The sequence below is a fragment of the Mucilaginibacter sp. UR6-11 genome, assembly GCF_020880695.1.
Lineage (GTDB): Bacteria > Bacteroidota > Bacteroidia > Sphingobacteriales > Sphingobacteriaceae > Mucilaginibacter.
The window spans coordinates 830,609-848,834 of sequence record NZ_JAJIWO010000001.1; the positions used below are offsets into that span (position 1 = coordinate 830,609).

26 protein-coding genes and 1 tRNA gene are annotated in these 18,226 nt (G+C 42.4%); 9 read left to right on the forward strand and 18 right to left on the reverse strand.

Translation table 11 applies throughout. From position 1 onward, the window contains the following. Positions 1-26: 26 nt before the first annotated feature. From LJ658_RS03835 to LJ658_RS03845, 3 genes are all read right to left on the reverse strand, one after another. Complete coding sequence (locus LJ658_RS03835) at positions 27-707, reverse strand: NAD-dependent epimerase/dehydratase family protein (protein WP_230545143.1); 681 nt, start codon at positions 705-707, stop codon at positions 27-29. An 88-nt stretch (positions 708-795) separates the two neighbouring features. Further along, positions 796-1,119, reverse strand: a complete 324-nt coding sequence (locus tag LJ658_RS03840) for a hypothetical protein (protein ID WP_230545144.1) — start codon at positions 1,117-1,119, stop codon at positions 796-798. Positions 1,120-1,121: 2 nt separating this feature from the next. After that, a complete protein-coding gene (locus tag LJ658_RS03845; protein ID WP_230545145.1) occupies positions 1,122-1,259 on the reverse strand; it encodes a hypothetical protein in 138 nt (45 codons plus the stop codon). Between the two features lie 296 nt (positions 1,260-1,555). Between LJ658_RS03845 and LJ658_RS03850 the strand changes: the two genes are divergently transcribed. Beyond that, a complete protein-coding gene (locus tag LJ658_RS03850) occupies positions 1,556-1,750 on the forward strand; it encodes a cold-shock protein (RefSeq protein WP_230545146.1) in 195 nt (64 codons plus the stop codon). Between the two features lie 106 nt (positions 1,751-1,856). On the opposite strand, the gene LJ658_RS03855 is transcribed toward LJ658_RS03850, so the two are convergent. From LJ658_RS03855 to LJ658_RS03900, 10 genes are all read right to left on the reverse strand, one after another. Next, on the reverse strand, positions 1,857-2,216 hold the full coding sequence (locus LJ658_RS03855) for a hypothetical protein (RefSeq protein WP_230545147.1): 360 nt from the start codon (positions 2,214-2,216) through the stop codon (positions 1,857-1,859). A 203-nt stretch (positions 2,217-2,419) separates the two neighbouring features. After that, entirely contained in the window at positions 2,420-2,605 is a 186-nt protein-coding gene (locus LJ658_RS03860) for a hypothetical protein (protein WP_230545148.1), read from the reverse strand. A gap of 80 nt (positions 2,606-2,685) precedes the next feature. Further along, entirely contained in the window at positions 2,686-3,279 is a 594-nt protein-coding gene (locus LJ658_RS03865) for a helix-turn-helix domain-containing protein (protein WP_230545149.1), read from the reverse strand. Positions 3,280-3,327: 48 nt separating this feature from the next. Then, positions 3,328-5,517: a glycoside hydrolase family 3 C-terminal domain-containing protein gene (locus LJ658_RS03870; protein ID WP_230545150.1), complete on the reverse strand. Its 2,190-nt coding sequence runs from the start codon at positions 5,515-5,517 to the stop codon at positions 3,328-3,330. A 142-nt stretch (positions 5,518-5,659) separates the two neighbouring features. Further along, positions 5,660-6,049, reverse strand: a complete 390-nt coding sequence (locus tag LJ658_RS03875) for a DUF1801 domain-containing protein (protein WP_230545151.1) — start codon at positions 6,047-6,049, stop codon at positions 5,660-5,662. Positions 6,050-6,123: 74 nt separating this feature from the next. After that, the gene (locus LJ658_RS03880; protein WP_230545152.1) at positions 6,124-6,561 is read right to left on the reverse strand and encodes an SRPBCC domain-containing protein; all 438 of its coding nucleotides are present in this window, start codon (positions 6,559-6,561) and stop codon (positions 6,124-6,126) included. Positions 6,562-6,576: 15 nt separating this feature from the next. After that, positions 6,577-7,014, reverse strand: a complete 438-nt coding sequence (locus tag LJ658_RS03885; RefSeq protein WP_230545153.1) for an SRPBCC domain-containing protein — start codon at positions 7,012-7,014, stop codon at positions 6,577-6,579. 478 nt (positions 7,015-7,492) lie between these two features. Then, on the reverse strand, positions 7,493-7,678 hold the full coding sequence (locus LJ658_RS03890) for a hypothetical protein (RefSeq protein ID WP_230545154.1): 186 nt from the start codon (positions 7,676-7,678) through the stop codon (positions 7,493-7,495). A 26-nt stretch (positions 7,679-7,704) separates the two neighbouring features. Beyond that, positions 7,705-8,286: a chemotaxis protein CheB gene (locus LJ658_RS03895; protein WP_230545155.1), complete on the reverse strand. Its 582-nt coding sequence runs from the start codon at positions 8,284-8,286 to the stop codon at positions 7,705-7,707. 548 nt (positions 8,287-8,834) lie between these two features. Further along, positions 8,835-8,907 (reverse strand) — tRNA-Phe (locus tag LJ658_RS03900). Positions 8,908-9,116: 209 nt separating this feature from the next. Between LJ658_RS03900 and LJ658_RS03905 the strand changes: the two genes are divergently transcribed. Genes LJ658_RS03905 through LJ658_RS03915 form a run of 3 tightly spaced genes read left to right on the forward strand, consistent with a single transcriptional unit; the run spans position 9,117 to position 11,687 of the window. After that, positions 9,117-10,424, forward strand: a complete 1,308-nt coding sequence (locus LJ658_RS03905) for a (Fe-S)-binding protein (protein WP_230545156.1) — start codon at positions 9,117-9,119, stop codon at positions 10,422-10,424. An 18-nt stretch (positions 10,425-10,442) separates the two neighbouring features. Next, positions 10,443-10,895, forward strand: coding sequence for a DUF2750 domain-containing protein (locus tag LJ658_RS03910; RefSeq protein WP_230545157.1), 453 nt, complete (start codon positions 10,443-10,445; stop codon positions 10,893-10,895). Between the two features lie 3 nt (positions 10,896-10,898). Further along, entirely contained in the window at positions 10,899-11,687 is a 789-nt protein-coding gene (locus LJ658_RS03915) for a (Fe-S)-binding protein (RefSeq protein WP_230545158.1), read from the forward strand. On the opposite strand, the gene LJ658_RS03920 is transcribed toward LJ658_RS03915, so the two are convergent. Continuing rightward, the gene (locus LJ658_RS03920) at positions 11,682-12,164 is read right to left on the reverse strand and encodes a hypothetical protein (protein ID WP_230545159.1); all 483 of its coding nucleotides are present in this window, start codon (positions 12,162-12,164) and stop codon (positions 11,682-11,684) included. The two genes, LJ658_RS03915 and LJ658_RS03920, sit on opposite strands and share 6 nt — an antisense overlap. Before the next feature lie 46 nt (positions 12,165-12,210). Here LJ658_RS03920 and LJ658_RS03925 point away from each other — a divergent pair, with 46 nt between their 5' ends. Together LJ658_RS03925 and LJ658_RS03930 are read left to right on the forward strand one after the other, a co-directional pair. After that, positions 12,211-12,696 carry an ABC transporter ATPase gene (locus tag LJ658_RS03925; RefSeq protein WP_230545160.1) on the forward strand — a complete coding sequence of 162 codons (486 nt, stop codon included), beginning with the start codon at positions 12,211-12,213 and terminating at the stop codon, positions 12,694-12,696. Positions 12,697-12,782: 86 nt separating this feature from the next. Further along, positions 12,783-13,073, forward strand: a complete 291-nt coding sequence (locus LJ658_RS03930; protein WP_230545161.1) for a YciI family protein — start codon at positions 12,783-12,785, stop codon at positions 13,071-13,073. A 20-nt stretch (positions 13,074-13,093) separates the two neighbouring features. Here LJ658_RS03930 and mtgA read toward each other — a convergent pair whose 3' ends face one another. From mtgA to rpsF, 4 genes are all read right to left on the reverse strand, one after another. Next, the gene (gene mtgA, locus LJ658_RS03935) at positions 13,094-13,783 is read right to left on the reverse strand and encodes a monofunctional biosynthetic peptidoglycan transglycosylase (RefSeq protein WP_230545162.1); all 690 of its coding nucleotides are present in this window, start codon (positions 13,781-13,783) and stop codon (positions 13,094-13,096) included. 186 nt (positions 13,784-13,969) lie between these two features. Then, the gene (rplI, locus tag LJ658_RS03940) at positions 13,970-14,413 is read right to left on the reverse strand and encodes a 50S ribosomal protein L9 (RefSeq protein ID WP_230545163.1); all 444 of its coding nucleotides are present in this window, start codon (positions 14,411-14,413) and stop codon (positions 13,970-13,972) included. Positions 14,414-14,430: 17 nt separating this feature from the next. Continuing rightward, positions 14,431-14,694 (reverse strand): 30S ribosomal protein S18, encoded by a 264-nt coding sequence (rpsR, locus tag LJ658_RS03945; protein ID WP_067054791.1) that lies wholly within the window; start codon positions 14,692-14,694, stop codon positions 14,431-14,433. After that, a complete protein-coding gene (gene rpsF, locus LJ658_RS03950) occupies positions 14,694-15,059 on the reverse strand; it encodes a 30S ribosomal protein S6 (protein ID WP_230545164.1) in 366 nt (121 codons plus the stop codon). Before rpsF ends, rpsR begins: the two co-directional genes overlap by 1 nt. A gap of 160 nt (positions 15,060-15,219) precedes the next feature. Here rpsF and LJ658_RS03955 point away from each other — a divergent pair, with 160 nt between their 5' ends. The 3 genes from LJ658_RS03955 to LJ658_RS03965 all read left to right on the forward strand — a co-directional run bounded on the left by LJ658_RS03955 (position 15,220) and on the right by LJ658_RS03965 (position 18,197). After that, positions 15,220-15,834 carry a hypothetical protein gene (locus LJ658_RS03955; RefSeq protein ID WP_230545165.1) on the forward strand — a complete coding sequence of 205 codons (615 nt, stop codon included), beginning with the start codon at positions 15,220-15,222 and terminating at the stop codon, positions 15,832-15,834. A gap of 123 nt (positions 15,835-15,957) precedes the next feature. Then, positions 15,958-16,236 (forward strand): hypothetical protein, encoded by a 279-nt coding sequence (locus LJ658_RS03960; protein WP_230545166.1) that lies wholly within the window; start codon positions 15,958-15,960, stop codon positions 16,234-16,236. Positions 16,237-16,391: 155 nt separating this feature from the next. Beyond that, positions 16,392-18,197 (forward strand): DNA polymerase III subunit gamma/tau, encoded by a 1,806-nt coding sequence (locus LJ658_RS03965; protein ID WP_230545167.1) that lies wholly within the window; start codon positions 16,392-16,394, stop codon positions 18,195-18,197. Positions 18,198-18,226: the final 29 nt, after the last annotated feature.

Below are 18,226 nucleotides of genomic sequence, written 5' to 3' on the forward strand. Positions count from 1 at the left end.
ATATAATAAGATTAAATGCAGTTGGGTTAATTATCCTTGGCTAACACGGCTATATCCCTTACCTCTAAAACAGGTTTGATATATCCGCGGGTAACCGAATGGATCATTGCTAACCCAATTTCTTGCAGCGTACAGGCTGTATCCGGAAAAACAGTGCGTAAAAAAGGATAAAGCCAGTCTACATATTTATAGTATTTACCGGTATGCCTTAAACCTTTAATTGATTTTATAAAACCCGGCCTGAAAGCAAATACCCGCATAAATGGCAACTTCATCAGGTCGTTCTCTGTTTTACCTTTTACTCTGGCCCACATGGCGCGGCCCTGTTCGCTGCCGTCTGTGCCGGCGCCCGAGACGTAACAAAATGTCATATCCTTATTAACGCTGCTTACCGTTTCGGCAAGATTTAGAGTTAAAGTATGTGTAAGTCTGTAGTACTCTTCCTGCGTCATACCAACTGATGACACTCCTAAACAAAAAAAGCAGGCGTTATATCCTGCGAGTTGATCTTTAATGCCGGAAAGATCCATAAAATCCTGATGAATTATTTCCGTTAGCTTGGGGTGGGTGATCCCGTCAGGCTTACGGTTAATAACCAGTACTTCTGTCACCTGCGGATTTTGAAGGCACTCATGCAATACACCTTCACCAACCATACCGGTAGCACCGGTAATTATAGCCTTTACCTTTGTAGTTTCCAATTCCATTTATCTTAATTTGTAAACAGAACAACCTGCCATCCTGTGATAACCCCTTATAACGGCGTCAGGGTTAAACTTGTTTCATATTAAGAAATTAAGGGCGCTTGCGTTTTGGGTTAAAAGCTACTATATAACTTAAATCACTATTAATCACACTGCGGTTATTGGGATTTTCTTCAACCTGGTTTAATGATTGATTAAGCCTGAGTTTTGCTAAATTAAACACCTGCAACAAAAACTCGGGTATTACTTTGGTTGCTATGGTAGGATAATAATCCTTTTGGATCTTTTGCCGCTCGGCATCGGTAACCATGGTTAGTTCCCAACTGTCGTCCGCTTTAAAACCATATTCTTTTGCTGTATTCATTAAATCATACAGGTAGATCCTGGTTTGATTTTCTATCGATTGCTCTTTCATAACTATTTTGATTTTTTGCCAATTGATGAGTCTGATTGTGCTACTGAGCCTTTATCAGACTGATAGCTCGATACCTTTTTATTGATATTTGCGGTTGGCTCTTTCTTTTTTTCTTTGATGGTTTTCCTGTCTTTACTCATAACGTTTTGTTTAATAGTGTAACTATAAATGCATGCCCCGTTTGAGGCAGTTATTAACGGGCAGTAATTGCGTATTTGTTTGATACGGAATATTATCAGCGCAAAGCTTAAATATCACCGGTTAAGAAAAAGCGGGCAATGCCTAAGGGTTGTGTGGGAATTGCTTAAAGGTAATGATACTTTATTGAAAATGAGCATGTAATTGAATTTAAATGCCGGTTTAATGATTTAATATCCGTCAAAAAACGGATATACCACTATATATAACTACCTTGTGGGCTTATTAAAAATATATAATGCAAAAAGAAGGAACAGTAAAGTTTTTCAATACCGAAAAAGGTTTTGGATTCATTTCACAGAGTAATGACAGAAGCGATGTTTTTGTACACTCTACAGGCCTAATCGACGAGATTCGTGAAAACGATAAAGTATCATTTGATATTGAAGACGGCAAAAAAGGCCCAAGTGCGGTAAATGTAAAAGTTATCTAAAAAATCACTATAAAATTTAATCGTAAAGCACCCCGGTAACCGGGGTGCTTTTTTTTTGATAAAACTACAGTGCAACGCGAAGACCGATTAATGCTGCCATCTTATTTTAATCCTTATTATGGCCATGCTTTATCATGTCTTTAACAGCGCGAGCCAAAAACAAACTATCATCAGCATTTAAATGCGTTTGTTTTTCGCCATCATTGATGCGATAAAAAATTTCGCCCTGTTTATCGCTTTCGGCAACCAGCTCGCGCCCGTCCCTTTTATATTTAACATAACCGTTTGGTGTGATGTGAGTGATAGCTGTGCCGTTGATATTAAAAAAAGCGCGGCCCGCATACTCTATGCGCGTGCTCCCCCGGTCGTCGCCATCGGTAATAATTACGTGCCGGTTGTTCATATGGCAGGCCGATACCAGTACTGACAGCCCTAAAACCATTATAGTGCTCCTTAAAGTTTTCATGATGTTTTATTTAATCCATCACAAACATACAAATTAACACAGTACTATGCAATACATAATACTATTATTTTCACGGCTTTATGAGCCTATTAAAATTTTGTTGATGAGCCGGCTTAAATTTAAGCGTAGAAATTCAGGCCCTCTTGCGGACAGTCCGTTGAGTAGTTATAAAAATGGTGAGTTACTTATGATGCCCGGACGGGTTACATCAATTCGTCATCCTTTTTAGTTTTATAGGACTTATAAGCCAGGTAAAATAAAAAGCAAGCGGGCACCACATCGCCAATGACGCCGGCGGAGAAATGCCCTTCGGTTATTAATTTATATAGACCTAAAATTAATAATACAACGCCTGTTATAATAAAAAGGTACAGATATTTGTTTACCATAATAACATGATTATCTTATAAAGATACTTCTATTTTTTATAGTTGTGCCGGCCAAATAAAGCGCGGGCCGGATTAACCGTTTACACAAAAATATCCAGGTAGATTACCGTGTCGCTTACGGGCATTATGCCATGTTTTTGTAACGAGCTAAAATAAAGACTGTCACCTTTCTTTAACACATACTCTACTTCACCAACAGTCATTTTCATTTCGCCCTCTACTATAAATACATATTCTTCTCCTTCGTGCGATAACCGGTGCGGCACTACCTCTCCTTTTTTGGCGCTGAACAGGAATGGCTGCATCTTTTTTTCATGGAAACTGGCAGCATATGGAAAAATTGAGTAGCCTTTTTCAGTAAGCGTTAAATTACGTATGGCATCGCGCTGGGTGGTAAAAACGGTTCGGGCCCAGCCATCCTGCTCCAGCAGATTGGATATATTTGTACCCAGGGCTTTTCCAATTTTTACCAGCGCAGCTACCGAAGGCACGGTTTTATTATTCTCTATTTTAGAGATCATACTTTTGGACAGATCGCTGCTGTCGGCAATTTCCTGCAGGGTGCGTTTTTGGTGCATGCGCAAGCTCTTTATCCGCTTGCCTATATGAATAAAGTTCTCGGTTGTATCCCGGCCCTGTAAGGGCGGTATTCTGGTAGAAGTATCATCAGCCATAAGCCAAATATTACAAAATCAATTGAAAAAAAAATAATCTGTAGCCTGTTAATTTATTACCCTAAACTGTGATTTGAGGCGGATATCCGCTGACGAGCTGCCCACCATTACTTCTATCATCTCGGGCTCTACCCTAAAATCATGGATCTTCTCATCATAAAACGCCAGCTTGCTGCCGGGTATAGCTAGTGTTACCGTTTTTGTTTGGCCCGGATCTAAGGTTATTCGTTCAAACCCGCGCAATTCTTCAGCGGGGCGTTTTAAGCTTGGTGATACGTCATGAATATATAACTGCACAACTTCGTCGCCGGCCAGCTTACCTGTATTTTTTACATCTACCTTTACTGTGACAGCCCCGCTGGCTTTGATCTGTTTGGCTGATAGTTTAAGGTTACTGTAGCTAAATGCAGTGTAACTTAACCCATGCCCAAACGGAAACAACGGCTTGCCATTAATATACATATAGGTAAAACCCCTGGTTACATCATATTCATCCTGCGACGGCACCTGCTCTGCAGACGCGTATACCGTCAGCGGCATTTTGCCGCCGGGATTTATGTTGCCAAACAGCGCGTCGGCAATGGCATTTCCGCCCTGTTCGCCCGGCCACCAGGCTTCCAGGATAGCCGGCGCGTTTTCTTTAATATAAGGTATAGTTAAAGGGCCCGCATTCATTAATACCACAATAGTGCGTGGGTTAACGGCCAGCACCGCTTTAACCAATTCTTCCTGGTTACCCGGCAATGCTAACGAGGTGCGGTCTTTCCCTTCTGCTTCTATATTTAATGTGGTGCCTATATATAAAATAGCCACGTCTGCTTTTTTTGCGGCTTCAACCGCTTTTTGCAACTCCTCCTCTTTATTAAATGCAGGAGCGTTTTTGCGCGGAGGCGTTATTTCTGCACCGGCTGCATATATAATTTCTGTACCCGGCGCCACCCGGTTTTTAATGCCCTGCAGTGGGTTAACCGCATCAACAGGCTTGCCGCTATAACCGCCGGCGGTAAACATATTGGCATGGGGGCCAATCACTGCAATGGTTTTAATTTTATTTTTATCCAACGGTAAGGTGTGGTTTTTGTTGGTGAGCAATACCATCGACTCCTGTGCTGCCTTTAGCGCCAGGTTAAGGTGCGCGGCACTGCCAATTACGCTAACGGGTATTTTGCTGTAAGGTACCCTTTCCTGCGGATCAAATTCGCCCAGTAAAAACCGGTCGCGCATTACACGTGACAGCGACTCGTCCAACTTGGCAATCGTAAGCAGGCCTTTATTTACCGCAATGGGGATATACTGCATAAACTCTTTATCAGAAAAATCACAACCTGCGTTGATGGATTGCGCAACGGCTTCTTCATAGCTCATTTTTCCTTTCTCGTGGCCGTTAACCATGGTATTAACCCCACCCAGGTCTGACACCACAAAACCTTTAAAGCCCCATTTGTTCTTCAGAATATCAGTTAGCATCATTTTATTGATGTTATTAGGTATGCCATTAATGGCGTTGTATGATGCCATAACAGATTGCGCGCCGCCTTCAACAATGCAATCCTTAAAATGGGGAAGCCAAAACTCGTGCAGCATCCGTTCGCTAACTGTGGCCGACCTGCTGGTACGGTCTGTTTCCACATTATTAACCGCGTAATGTTTTAAGGTTGATACCAGCTTCAGGTATTTGGGGTCATTTCCCTGCAAACCGGTAACATGTGCTACACCTATACGACCGGTTAAAAACGGGTCCTCGCCAAAACACTCATTAATACGCCCCCAATAAGGGTTACGGCTGATATTAATTACCGGCGACCGGTAGATCAAACCTTTCTTTTCGCCCTGAAAGTTGGAGTCCTGGTGCCAGCCATTGTAAATGGCGCGCGCCTCGTCTGATATCGCAGTGGCTTCGGCATAAACCAGCCGGGGATCCCACGTAGCCGCCATGGCTATTGATACAGGGAACATGGTGGTGGGCCGTGTCCAGACCACGCCGTGCAGGCATTGGTTCCATTTATCAGACTTAATACCAAAACGAGGGATATCGGGCCCGACGTGATTCAAATATTCCGCTTTCTCTTCAAGGGTCATCCTTGAAATTAAATCTTTCACCCGCAGGTCAACAGGTTTCGTATAATCAAGATATAGGGGTTTGTCCGTTGTTTGTGCCATTGACGGGCCACAAGCGTACACGGTTAATAACAAAAGTATTACCGGCAATTTACAGCCGCTACGAAAGCTTGTTTTCATTATGATTTATTTGTTAACCGGGGATGTACGTTGAACAGGGTTTATATCCATTCAACATTGTTGAACAAACTTATATATAAAACTTTATCCGGTCAATATTTCAATCATTAAATTGTCAGGTAAGATTATCAGATTCAAATTTTCACTTTACGTCTCCCTTAAGCGGCTTATATTTGATGATTTCATTATCTATCAAAGCCAGGTAATGGCTAAGCTTTTGCAGAATGATATCGACCGGGATATCCGCATCAGGATCAATTTCCAGGGATTCATATTTATCTTTGGGTTTGACACCGGGTATTACCTCATGCAAACTTTTGTCCCGGCAAAATCCGACTTTTAATTTTTTACGATCGAGCCATAAATAACCCAGTTTTTTGCCTTTATAAGTAAAGAATGGGATCTGGAACTTGCGTTCATGACAAATGCCAGGGTTAGCCCGCAAAATAATATCCTTCAGCGCTAAAAGGCAGCTTTGATAAGGTTCCGGCTTAGAAAGGTAATAGGATTCAAGCGTAGGGATGGTTTTCATAATCATTTTTGCTGATATAGCCGTACAAAGCTAAGTGCTGTGATCATAAGCTTAAATTAAAATGTTCCAGCATATTAAAAGTGAGCCTTATCTTCAGTGATCAAATAAAACAGATAGTCCTTAATAACCGTGCTCCAACCTTTTGAACACATCGCGTAGGATTCTTTTTCAGGAGACAGCCCTTCGTGTGTAAAGTGCAGAATCGTTTTATCGCCTTTAGCACTTATGGTAAAAATCATCTTTGTATTTGTCCACTCATGCTTGTCTTTTTTAAGCCAGTTTAACGTGCTTTCAGTAACCATCCATGCTACTTTTCTATCTTGAATAACTTCAATTACCTTCTGTTTTGAATAATGAGCGCCTGGGTGATTTATTGTAAATTCGTCATTAAGGTTAGTGCATTTCCCTTCAAGGTCTTTGCCGCCCCACCATTTAGCAACATCGCTGGTAATGCTCCGGAAAACAATTTGAGGAGATTTAGAGACTTCAATTGTTGCAGTGAAACTTTTCATTTTATTTGCCAAAATTCACTTCGCTTTTCCATTAACTATAAAGTTATAAAAGAAATCTTTAACCGTCAGGTCACATATCTGAACCAATCTGTCTGATTCCTCCTTTAAAACAACCCCGTCATAGGTAAATTTGAGCTGAGTATGATTGCCTTGGGGAGTTAATTCAAAGATCATTTTTGTCCCCGACCAATCAAAATTGTCTGATTTACGGATGCTTTCGGTTACAAGCCAAACCAGTTTTCTGTCCGGAACAAATTCTGTCACTTTATTTTTTGAATAATGCGAATCGCCCATAGTTAATATAAAATCGCTATTCAGTTTGATGCTTTCGCCATCAAATTCTTCGGGCCACCATTTTTTGAGATCGGTAAGATGATTAAAAACATCATTGGAAGTTTTGGCAAGCGTAATCTCTACCGAGTATTTTGCTTTTTTGTAATTTTTGTCTGTCATTTTTTTAGCTCACTTACGTGATTAATCAAAATCACTTTCCCGGTAGGAAAAATAGCTGTACAAAACTCCCGGTGATCCAGGCATCCAGCCGGGGGCACAATCTTCATAGCCTGCAAAATCTCTGTTTCCATTCTAAAAGTTTCAAACAAATATCGGTTTGCAATAGCTTATTGTATTGTACAAATCGGAATTAGCATGTTATCTTTAAGGATGGATATAAACAGATTCCAAATGGATCGGCATTTATACGCTTAAGGCACTGTAAGGCACAAAAAAACCTTGGCTTTACACTAAGAAGTTTCCTGCAGTTGTGGTCAACACTTTGCATTTATCAAATTGTGTCGATAGCGAAAGCGAGCTGCGCTGAAGCATATATCTGGCCAAACAATTTAATCTTGGCTACCCGATCTGTACGGTTGGCTGACGGGACAGGGTAATTTCGTAAACTCCAAAGCCAAAGTATTATGGAAACATTCAATTATTCAGTTGTTCTGCCGTCAAACCGAAAGAATTGATCGTTTTTTTCAGGAGTTTCCATGCCAATTTCTTCTTTTGGCAAAAGGCTCATTAATACGATCTGGCTGTATTTTGCAGTATATAAAACTTTACGAAAATTGCTATTTTCCAAAGTTGCCTTTTCTATATTAGTGTTGAAGCCGTGCATCCTATTAATTTTTAAGTGGTGAATAATTATTTGCTGTTAAACTCCTTCACGATTTTAATGACCTGCTCCGGCATGTTTTTTGGGTTAAGGACAAAATCTGCGTACCCCGACTCAATCGCTTCTTGCGGCATACTTCCCTCTTTCGCGCTTAAAGGCTCCTGCGCGATGATGATCCCTCCGTTTTTTGAGATGGCTTCTATCCCTTTCGTCCCGTCTTTTCCCAGGCCGGATAAAACAATCGCGATAATATTAAAGCTGCGATTGTCAGCCAATGATTTGAAAAAGATATCGATAGCCATGTTAACTTTAACATTCAGATCCCTGGGCTTCAAAACAAGTCTTTCGCCATCTATCGCCATTATTTTATTCTCCGGCATTACATAAACTTTATCCGGTATGATCTCCATATCTTCTTCCACCTCACAAACCTCAATCGCTGCATGCTTCTGAATTAAAGAAGCCAGCATGCTTTTTATATGCGGGTAGAGGTGAGTCGTTATCACATAAGATACTTCATCCGGCAGCGTATTGTCGAAAAAATCAAACAGCGCCGCAGTGCCGCCGGCAGAAGCGCCTAATGCAATCAGCGTTTTCTTTCTTTCAGGCATGGTCAATGAAAAGAGTTACACAAAGAGGTTAGCTGGGTCTTCCCAAAAATCGTCTGCCTCAACGGTAACCGGATCATATAATTCATCTATCTGATCCGAGAATTCCATTAGTTCTTTGCTCATGATAATTTGTTTAATCATCTAAATTTATAATAATGTAACAAAGAAAAAAATGAGGAATGTCATTGTAGCACTTGCTTTGTGTCAATGGCGATTTGGAAATAATGGAGTTTCGGTTAATTGCTAACGGGTATGAAAGGAAAGCCGCAGGAAATAATTGATGATTGTTGTGATAACTCAGAACCGTTCGTTTTCTTAACAAAGATATACAATAGCCACCCTTACATATTATCGAACCACTTCTTCGCTATAAACTCAAATAATCAGCCCGTTTTTTATACCCAAGAAAATTCCAGTGAAGTCGACCTCACTGGAATTGAACCAAAAACCGGGTTTATAGCATCTGGAGCCACTTTTTAAAAAACGGAAAAAGTTCAAGAAAATAAAAACCCCGATTCCAGCTTGGAATCGGGGTTTTAGGATATCAGTGGTATCAGCTGGGATCGAACCAGCGACACAAGGATTTTCAGTCCTTTGCTCTACCGACTGAGCTATGATACCGACCGTTTAAGGATTGCAAATGTAGCCTTTTTTTTATTTATCACTAGTTTTTTTTGAAAATTCTGCCACTTAATTTTCTATTGTTAATTAAGTATCCAGTAAATCAAATATTTACACCCGTAAAAAAACTTTTAGGCCGGTAAATGTTTAGTCTTGTTTTGATAGTTGATTGATAAAACTATCTTTGATTAAATTACTATGCACGCATAATGATTGCACAAATCCTATTCATTGTGGTACTAACCGCGGCTGTTTACCTGTTCAGTAAAAATGCGGGTAAGATCCGGCGCAATATCTTGCTGGGGAGGGAAGTTAACCGGAGCGACCGCCGCGCCGAACGCTGGCTGGTAATGGCAAAAGTTGCCCTCGGTCAAACTAAAATGACCAGGCGCCCCGTTGCCGCGCTGATGCATTTTTTTATTTACGTGGGTTTTATCATCATTAACCTGGAGGTGCTGGAGATCATGATCGACGGCATATTTGGCTCGCACCGTATATTTTCAAAACCGCTGGGTAGTTTATACGGCCTGCTGATTGGCGGATTTGAGGTATTGGCGGTATTGGTATTGGTTGCCTGCGTAGTTTTCCTTGCCCGGCGCAACATCCTCCGTTTGAAACGGTTTAGCGGCACTGAGATGACCGAATGGCCCAGAAGTGATGCAAACTATATCCTCGTGATAGAGATCTGCCTGATGGCCGCATTTTTAACCATGAACGCCGCCGACTATAAATTACAGGCGCTGCATTTTGGTCATTATATAAAAGCGGGCAGTTTCCCGGTAAGCAGCTTAATTGCCCCTGCCCTGTCGTCAAACCCAGGTACGCTGGCAGTCACAGAACGTGCCTGCTGGTGGTTCCACATTATCGGGATCCTGGCATTTTTAAACTATCTGCCCTACTCCAAGCATTTTCATATTCTGCTGGCTTTCCCAAATACCTGGTACTCAAACCTGGAGCCGAAAGGCGAGTTTACCAATATGGCATCCGTAACCAACGAGGTTAAAGCCATGCTCGACCCGTCGTTTGCGCCCGAAAGTAACGGCGAAACAGCGCGCTTTGGCGCTAAGGATGTAACCGACCTTACCTGGAAAAACCTGATGGAGGCTTATACCTGTACCGAATGCGGCCGGTGTACGGCTGTTTGCCCGGCAAATATTACAGGTAAACTGCTATCGCCCCGCAAAATTATGATGGATACCCGCGACCGGATAACCGAGGTGGGCATTAACCTGGATAAACATGGCAACGACTATAATGACGGCAAAACTTTATTAGATGATTACATAACCCGCGAAGAGCTCTGGGCTTGCACTACCTGCAATGCCTGCGTTGAAGCTTGCCCGGTAAATATTAATCCGCTCGAGATCATTACTGAGATGCGCAGATATGTGGTGATGGAAGAGTCGCAGGCGCCGGCGAGTTTGAATAACATGTTTGGTAACGTAGAGAATAACGGCGCACCATGGAAGTACAGCAATGCCGATAGATTTAACTGGGCCGATGGCGATGGGCAATAATTACAAGTAAAAAGAAAAATGTCAGACGATAAAGAAATAACAGATCAGGCTTACAGATCATTCATCGAAAAAACTGCCGCATCAAAACTGATATGGGGCTTATATGGTAAAAAAGGCTGGGCCAGCTCGCACGCTGCCGAAAGCGAAGATGTGGATTTAGTGCCACTTTGGAGCGAAAGATCACTAGCCAAGATTTGTGCCAAAGGGGATTGGAAGGGTTATACGCCGACGGAGATCCCGCTGGCCGAGTTCCTGGAAAGCTGGTGCCTTGATTTGGCAGAAAGCGAAGTTATGATTGGCGTTAACTGGGATGCAAATTTACTGGGCTGGGAAGCCGACGCCCTGAGCGTCGCGCTGGACATCCTGACCCGGTTAAACGAGATCCAATCGGCAATTACCTTTTCAAATTACAGCAGCATTGAAGAGTTTATAACCGAAGTTAATGAATTGCTCAATAACGATATTATTTAACCTATGGAGTTGAAAGTACCCACTATGGCCCAAATGGCCGCCGAAGGTAAACAGCCCGAAATATTATTCTGGGTTGGTTGTGCGGGTAGTTTTGATGAGCGCGCACAAAAAATAACCCGCGACATTTGTAAGATCCTGCAACACGTGGGCCTTAGTTACGCGGTATTGGGTACCGAAGAAAGCTGCACCGGCGACCCGGCAAAACGTGCCGGTAATGAGTTTCTGTTCCAGATGCAGGCCATGACCAATATACAGGTACTGGATGGCTACCATATCAAAAAGATTGTAACCGGCTGCCCGCATTGTTTTAATACGATCAGGAACGAGTATCCGGGCCTGGGTGGCAATTACGAGGTGATCCACCATTCGCAATTGATCCAGCAACTAATTGACGAAGGCAAACTAAAAGCCGAAGGCGGCGAGAGTTTTAAAGGCAAACGTATTACCTATCATGATCCCTGTTATTTGGGACGCGGCAATAATGTTTACGAGGCCCCGCGCAAAGCTTTGGAAATATTGGATACCGAACTGGTTGAAATGAAACGCTGCAAAAGCAACGGCTTATGCTGCGGTGCCGGTGGCGCGCAAATGTTTAAAGAACCGGAAAAAGGCGATAAAGACATTAACATGGAACGCATTGATGAGGTTATAGCAGTTAACGCGCAAGTGGTAGCGGCAGCCTGCCCGTTTTGCATGACCATGTTAAGCGACGGCGTAAAGAACCATAATAAGGACCAGGAAATAAAAGTTTTGGATATTGCGGAGATAACCGTGAGGGCAAACGGGTTATAGACCCTTCTCCTTAAAATATTCTAGCGCTGCTTTAAGGCTATCCAGCCGTTCAGGCTCCATATTTTTTACGGGGATAGTTAATATATTGGCCATCGAGTCTACATTACCCTGCCTGTCGTTATAGGTTTGCACAATGATGTCATCGGCTTTAGCCTTTAGCAGGAGCGTACCTGCAGCTGTAGTGCCCAGGTAATCCATATCTGCCAGTTTTTGCAGATGAAAAGAAAAATACTCCTGCTTACCATTCTGGAAGGTTTTACGCATTCGGATAAAGGAATCATCCGTTAATACAAGCTCCCACTTTTTTATTTTGAGGTCTGATGATGCGTCGAAGGATTGTGCCAGGCATTTGTTGCCCCAGTTGAGCCAGTCCTGGTCTGCCATGCCGGCAACAAAGCACAGGCTAACCGCGGCCGCTAACACAATGGAAAAGATGCAGGCTATTTTTTTATTTTTTGGCAGAACTGATTTTACCATGACAACAAAATACAGCCTCTAAGTTAATAATTTGGTAGCTTTGTATATGCAATTTTCTGAAAATTCAAGAGTGTGGATATATCAATCGGATAAAAAATTAGCCGATGAGCTGGTGCAGCAAATACAGCAACGCCTGGATAGTTTTACCACGCAGTGGACGGCGCACAACAATCAGCTTAAAGCTAAAGCCGAGATTCGCTATAACCGTTTTTTAATACTGATAGTTGATGAAACCCAGGCCGGCGCCAGCGGCTGCTCTATTGATAAATCAGTACACTTTATGCAGAACCTGGAGCGCGAGTTTAACATCAGTTTATTTGACCGGTTTAACCTGGCTTATAAACAGGCGGATGAAGTACTTTCTGTACCCCGTCATGGCTTTGAAGATCTGCTTAAACAAGGCGCCATCAACACCGATACCATCGTTTACAACAACCTGGTACAAAACCTAACCGAGCTGCAAACTAAATGGGAGGTGCCGTTTAAAGATAGCTGGCACGTGCAACTTTTCAGGGACCTGGTAGTTAGTTAATATCACTGCTTTCATTTTGGGGCATGGCGGGAAATCTATACGGATCTGTCCCGTAGCTCATCAGGATGATAATTATTTTAGTCGCCATGTTTATCATAGACTTAAACTACATTGTCCCGCTGGAAGAACTGGACGCCCACATGGCTGACCACGTAAAATACCTGCGTAAGTATTATAAAAAGAATGTATTTGTGGCATCGGCCCGCAAAGTGCCGCGTACGGGCGGGATCATACTGGCGTTAGCTGATTCAAAAGAAACGGTTGAGAAGCTGATCCGCGAAGATCCGTTTTATAAACATGAACTGGCCGAGTTTACCATCACTGAATTTTTAACCTCGCAATATCATCCGGATCTGAAAGCGTTTTTAGGGCATTGATAGATATTGGCATTAGAGGGCTAAAAATCCATCGGCCCCAGCCTGCGCATATTCTTAAGGATCAGGTATTGCCGGTGACGCACATAATCGGTGGGGTTGGTAGGCGACCATTTAAGCGGACTGGGGAAAATAGACGCTATAGCTGCCGCCTGTACCCGGGTTAAATCAAAGGCGTCTTTATGGTAGTAAGCCTGCGCGGCAGCATTAACCCCGTATATCCCATCGCCCATTTCAATTACATTAAGGTAAACTTCCATAATACGGCGCTTGCTCCAAAAAACCTCTATCAGCAAAGTAAAATAAGCTTCAAACGCTTTACGCACATATGACCGGCCCGGCCACAAGAAAACGTTTTTGGCAGTTTGCTGCGATATGGTGCTGCCCCCTATTAACTTATTGCTGCGCGAATTTTTTTGGATGGCTTTTTCGATCGCGTTAAAATCGAAGCCATGGTTCTCTAAAAAGGTCTGGTCCTCGGCAGCTACCGCGGCGCGCTTCATCCCATCAGAGATATCATCAAAATCGCGCCATTGCTTATCAATCTTCCATTCTTTACCGGCGGCTTTGCGTTCAAACCCGCGGGTAAGCATCAGCCAGGTTACCGGCGGGTTTACAAACCGGTACAGGATCACCCAAAACATGGATATACAAATAAATAATATCAAAAATAATTTAACAAAACGCCAGATGAGCTTGCCCAAACCTTTCATGCAACTAAAATATTGTTTTTATTTCGGATGTCGGAATGTGGATTTCGGATTTGTTAAAAAGAGGCTGCCATTTTGGGCATAGCGAAGAATGATTGATAACAAAAAAAGGTGTCAAGCAATGCTCAACACCTTTTTAATATTCTATTCTAACTCCGAAATCGAAAATCCGACGTCCGGAATCAGAAATTACTCTGCTACAACAGTAAAAGGCACTTGTACCTTAACCTCTTTGTGCAGGTTAACAATTGCGGTGTAATCACCAACAAATTTTGGCTCCTGGTCAAAAGTGATACGGCGACGGTCAACTTCAAAACCTTCTCTCTTCAATGCATCAGCCACCTGGATAGTGTTGATAGCACCAAATATTTTACCGGTTTCGCCAGCTTTAGCGCCGATAGTCAATTTCACACCTTCTAAACGGGCAGCAATTGCATCAGCATCCTTGCGTATTTTCTCTTGTTTAAATGCAGCTTGTTTCAGATTTTCGGCTAAAACTTTGCGTGCAGATTCAGTAGCTAATATGGCGTATCCTTTCGGGAAAAGATAGTTGCGGCCATATCCTGGTTTAACGGTTACTACATCGTCTTTATCACCCAGGTTTTTTATGTCTTGTTTTAAAATAACTTCCATTGTCTTTTACCTCCTGATTATTTTAATGAGTCTGTAACATAAGGTAATAAACCGATGTGGCGCGCACGTTTAACAGCTTGAGCCACTTTACGCTGAAATTTTAATGAAGTACCGGTTAAGCGGCGGGGCAATACTTTACCCTGGTCATTAATAAACTTTAATAAAAAGTTAGCGTCTTTATAATCAATATACTTAATACCATTCTTTTTGAAACGGCAGTATTTTTTACGGTTGTCCTCTACTTTAGGGGCGGTTACGTATTTAATTTGGTCGTTTGCCATTATTTTGCTTCCTCCACTTTAGCTGCAGGTTTCTTGTTAAAGGCACCACTGCGTTTTTTTTCATTGTAAGCAATAGCATGTTTATCTAAAGCTATGGTCAGGAAACGCAAAACACGCTCATCGCGTCTTAACTCGACTTCCAATTTGTTAATTAAATCACCCGGAGCCTTAAATTCAGTTAAGTGATAGTACCCTGTAGTTTTCTTTTGGATAGGGTACGCTAATTTTCTCAAACCCCAATTATCCTCCTGGACAATTTCGGCTCCGCCATCAGTTAAGGTCTTGCTGTATTTGGCTATTGCCTCTTTAGCAGTTTCTTCTGATAACAACGGGGTTAGAACGATCACGATTTCGTACTGTTGCATTATTATACTTTGATTTTTAATTAATTACCCGACAATTCGGGGCTGCAAATGTAGCAAGAATTCTGCATTTTTCAAATAGAATTTAATTATAGCATTAATCTTTTCAAAAACAAATTCTTTATAGCATATTGCAGTATAGAATTTAAACTAATCCCTTATCATGAAAAGAATAATTCTTATAGCCTTTCTCATCCTGATTATTTGCCGGGACGGCTGGGCCCAAACACGCAACATTGGCCCGGTTGAACAAAAGATGACAACCGCCTTATGCGATTGCATTACCGGGATCGATCAATCAAAAATCATGAATTCAAAAGAAGCCGGCGAAGCGTTTATGAACTGCTTCATCAGCCAGTCGTCATTACTGGTTGATCTGGCAACAGAACGAAATGTTTCTATGACCGATAACACCGCAATGCATAAATTAGGTGAGGACATTGGTAAAAATTTACTCACCCAAAAATGCGACGCCTTTTTGAAACTGGCCGTTAAAATGGCGAACAAAGGCGAAGAAAACCAATTGCAAACAACAGCCGGAACCTTTAAAAGAATAGATACCAAAGGATTTAACTATATCATAATTACAGATGAAAACGGCAGTGAAAAGCCTTTTTTGTGGCTGAAGCAATTTAACGGCTCAGAAAAATTCATAAACGCCCCGGCCACTTTTATTGGCAAAAAACTTACGGTGTCCTGGCAGGAGATAGAAGTTTACCTGCCATTGGCAAAAGGTTATTATAAGGTAAAAGAAATAACCGGGATTGAGGTGCCATAAACCGGCCATATAATTCACCTGTTTACCTAACTTTTGTTAATAAAAATAAAACATCAAATTAACGTTAGCTACAAAACATTAAGCTAAGTTCGGTTGTCTTTTAATTACCAAAATATTACCGCCATGGAGTTTGAATATCTTGAAAGCCAACCAGCAAACCACACTACTTTTATGTATGACATAATCTATTTCCAGGCGCAGGGAGATGATTATGAAGACACAGAAAGCGACCTTGAGGACGATGAAGAAGATGAAGACTTTGACGATCGTGCCGATGACCTGGATGACCTGCGCGCCGTACAGGTGGATGACGATATCAATGAACCCGGCGAAGATGATGAATATGACATCACTAACCCCGATCCGGATGATGACCATTTACCGGACGACGACCTGCAATAAATTATAATTTAGGATAGCGTTGGCTGTGTCCTCACCGGAAGGGCAGTATAACCGTGTCTGTAAAGAATCAGGCTGATAAGGTTGTATAAGCTAATTTATCAACAATCCTTTTTTGGCACTTTCAGGTAAAGCAATTTCTTGCTAACTTAGTAGCTGTGGATAATTTTATTGTTTCGGCACGCAAATATCGCCCGGTTACCTTTGAAACTGTTGTCGGTCAGCAACATATCACCAATACGTTAAAAAACGCTATTAAGAATAATCAGCTGGCGCAGGCATTTTTATTCTGCGGCCCGCGGGGCGTGGGCAAAACCACCTGCGCGCGTATCCTTGCAAAAACAATAAATTGCACCGATCTGCAGCCCAATGGCGAAGCCTGCGGTGTTTGCCCGTCGTGCGCATCTTTTCAAAACGGCAATTCCTTTAATATTCATGAGCTTGATGCCGCCTCAAACAACTCGGTTGATGATATCCGCAGCCTGATAGAACAGGTGCGTATACCGCCGCAGGGCGCGCGTTACAAGGTTTATATCATTGATGAGGTACACATGCTTTCGCAGGCTGCATTTAACGCATTCCTGAAAACGCTGGAAGAACCGCCGCATTACGCCATTTTTATACTTGCCACTACCGAGAAACATAAGATATTACCAACCATCCTGTCGCGTTGCCAGATCTTTGATTTTAACCGCATCAGTGTTGATGATATGGCTAATCACCTGGCATCTATAGCCATAAAAGAAGTAATCAAATTTGAGGCTGACGGGCTGCACATCATAGCGCAAAAGGCTGATGGCGGTTTAAGGGATGCCTTGTCCATGTTTGACCAGATTGTCAGCTTTTCTGACGCCAACGTTACTTATCGCTCGGTAATTGATAACCTTAACATTCTTGATTACGATTATTACTTTAATATAACCGATAGTTTACTAACAGAAAATACGGCCAAAACACTGTTGTTTTTTGATGAGATCCTGACCAAAGGGTTTGACGGCGCCCATTTTATATCGGGGCTGTCAGAACATTTCCGTAACCTGCTGGTGACCAAGGATGCATCGACATTAAAATTGCTCGAGGTAAGCGAAGGCATCAAAGCCAAATATCTACAACAGTCGCAGGCGGCAAGTGTGTCGTTCCTGCTTTCGGCAATGAATATTGCCAACCAGTGCGACCTGAGCTACAAGCTGAGTAAAAACCAGCGTTTACAGGTAGAACTGGCATTGCTTAAAATGTGCCACCTGCTCTCGGTATTTAACCTGGCCACCACCCCGCTAACTGCAATGCCCGACACCGGGCAGTTAAAAAAAAAACCTGATACCCCGGCAGTAAGCGACTCAAAACCGGCAACAATTAATAATAATGTGGCTTTTGTAAGCGATGCACCTGCAACTTATGCTACATCGCCAAAAATTACGGAACCGGTAAAACCGGCTACCGAAAGCATTAAAGAAGAAACCGTTGCCGAAAAGCCCAAACCTGCGTTTATCCCCAACGCCGGCACCACCTCGGTGATCATACCCTCGCTAAAAAATATTGGTAACGCCAAAGAAATTATCGCTGAAGAAGAGGACCCTTATGAAAAAGGCGACGCGAAAGAAGACTTCAGCTTTGATGAGTTCCTGAAACACTGGAACGTCTTTGCCGCTACTATAAAAGCTGAAGGTAAAATGAGCCTGTTTACCATTTTTATATCCGAAGTACCCAAAATGCTCGAGCCCTATGTTTTTGAGGTAGTGGTTGAAAATAAAGTACAGGAACAGCTATTCCGCGATGACAAACCTGCCCTGCTTAATTATTTGCGTAAAACCCTTAAAAATTACGATATAGAAGTAAAGACCCGTATTGATGAACAGGTTAGGGTTAAGCGACCCTATACCGCGCAGGAAAAATATCAGCACATGGCCGCGAAAAACCCGCAGCTGGTCGAGTTGCGAAAACGTTTTAACCTTGATTTTGATTGATAACGGCAATGCATTACCTTTATAATAAG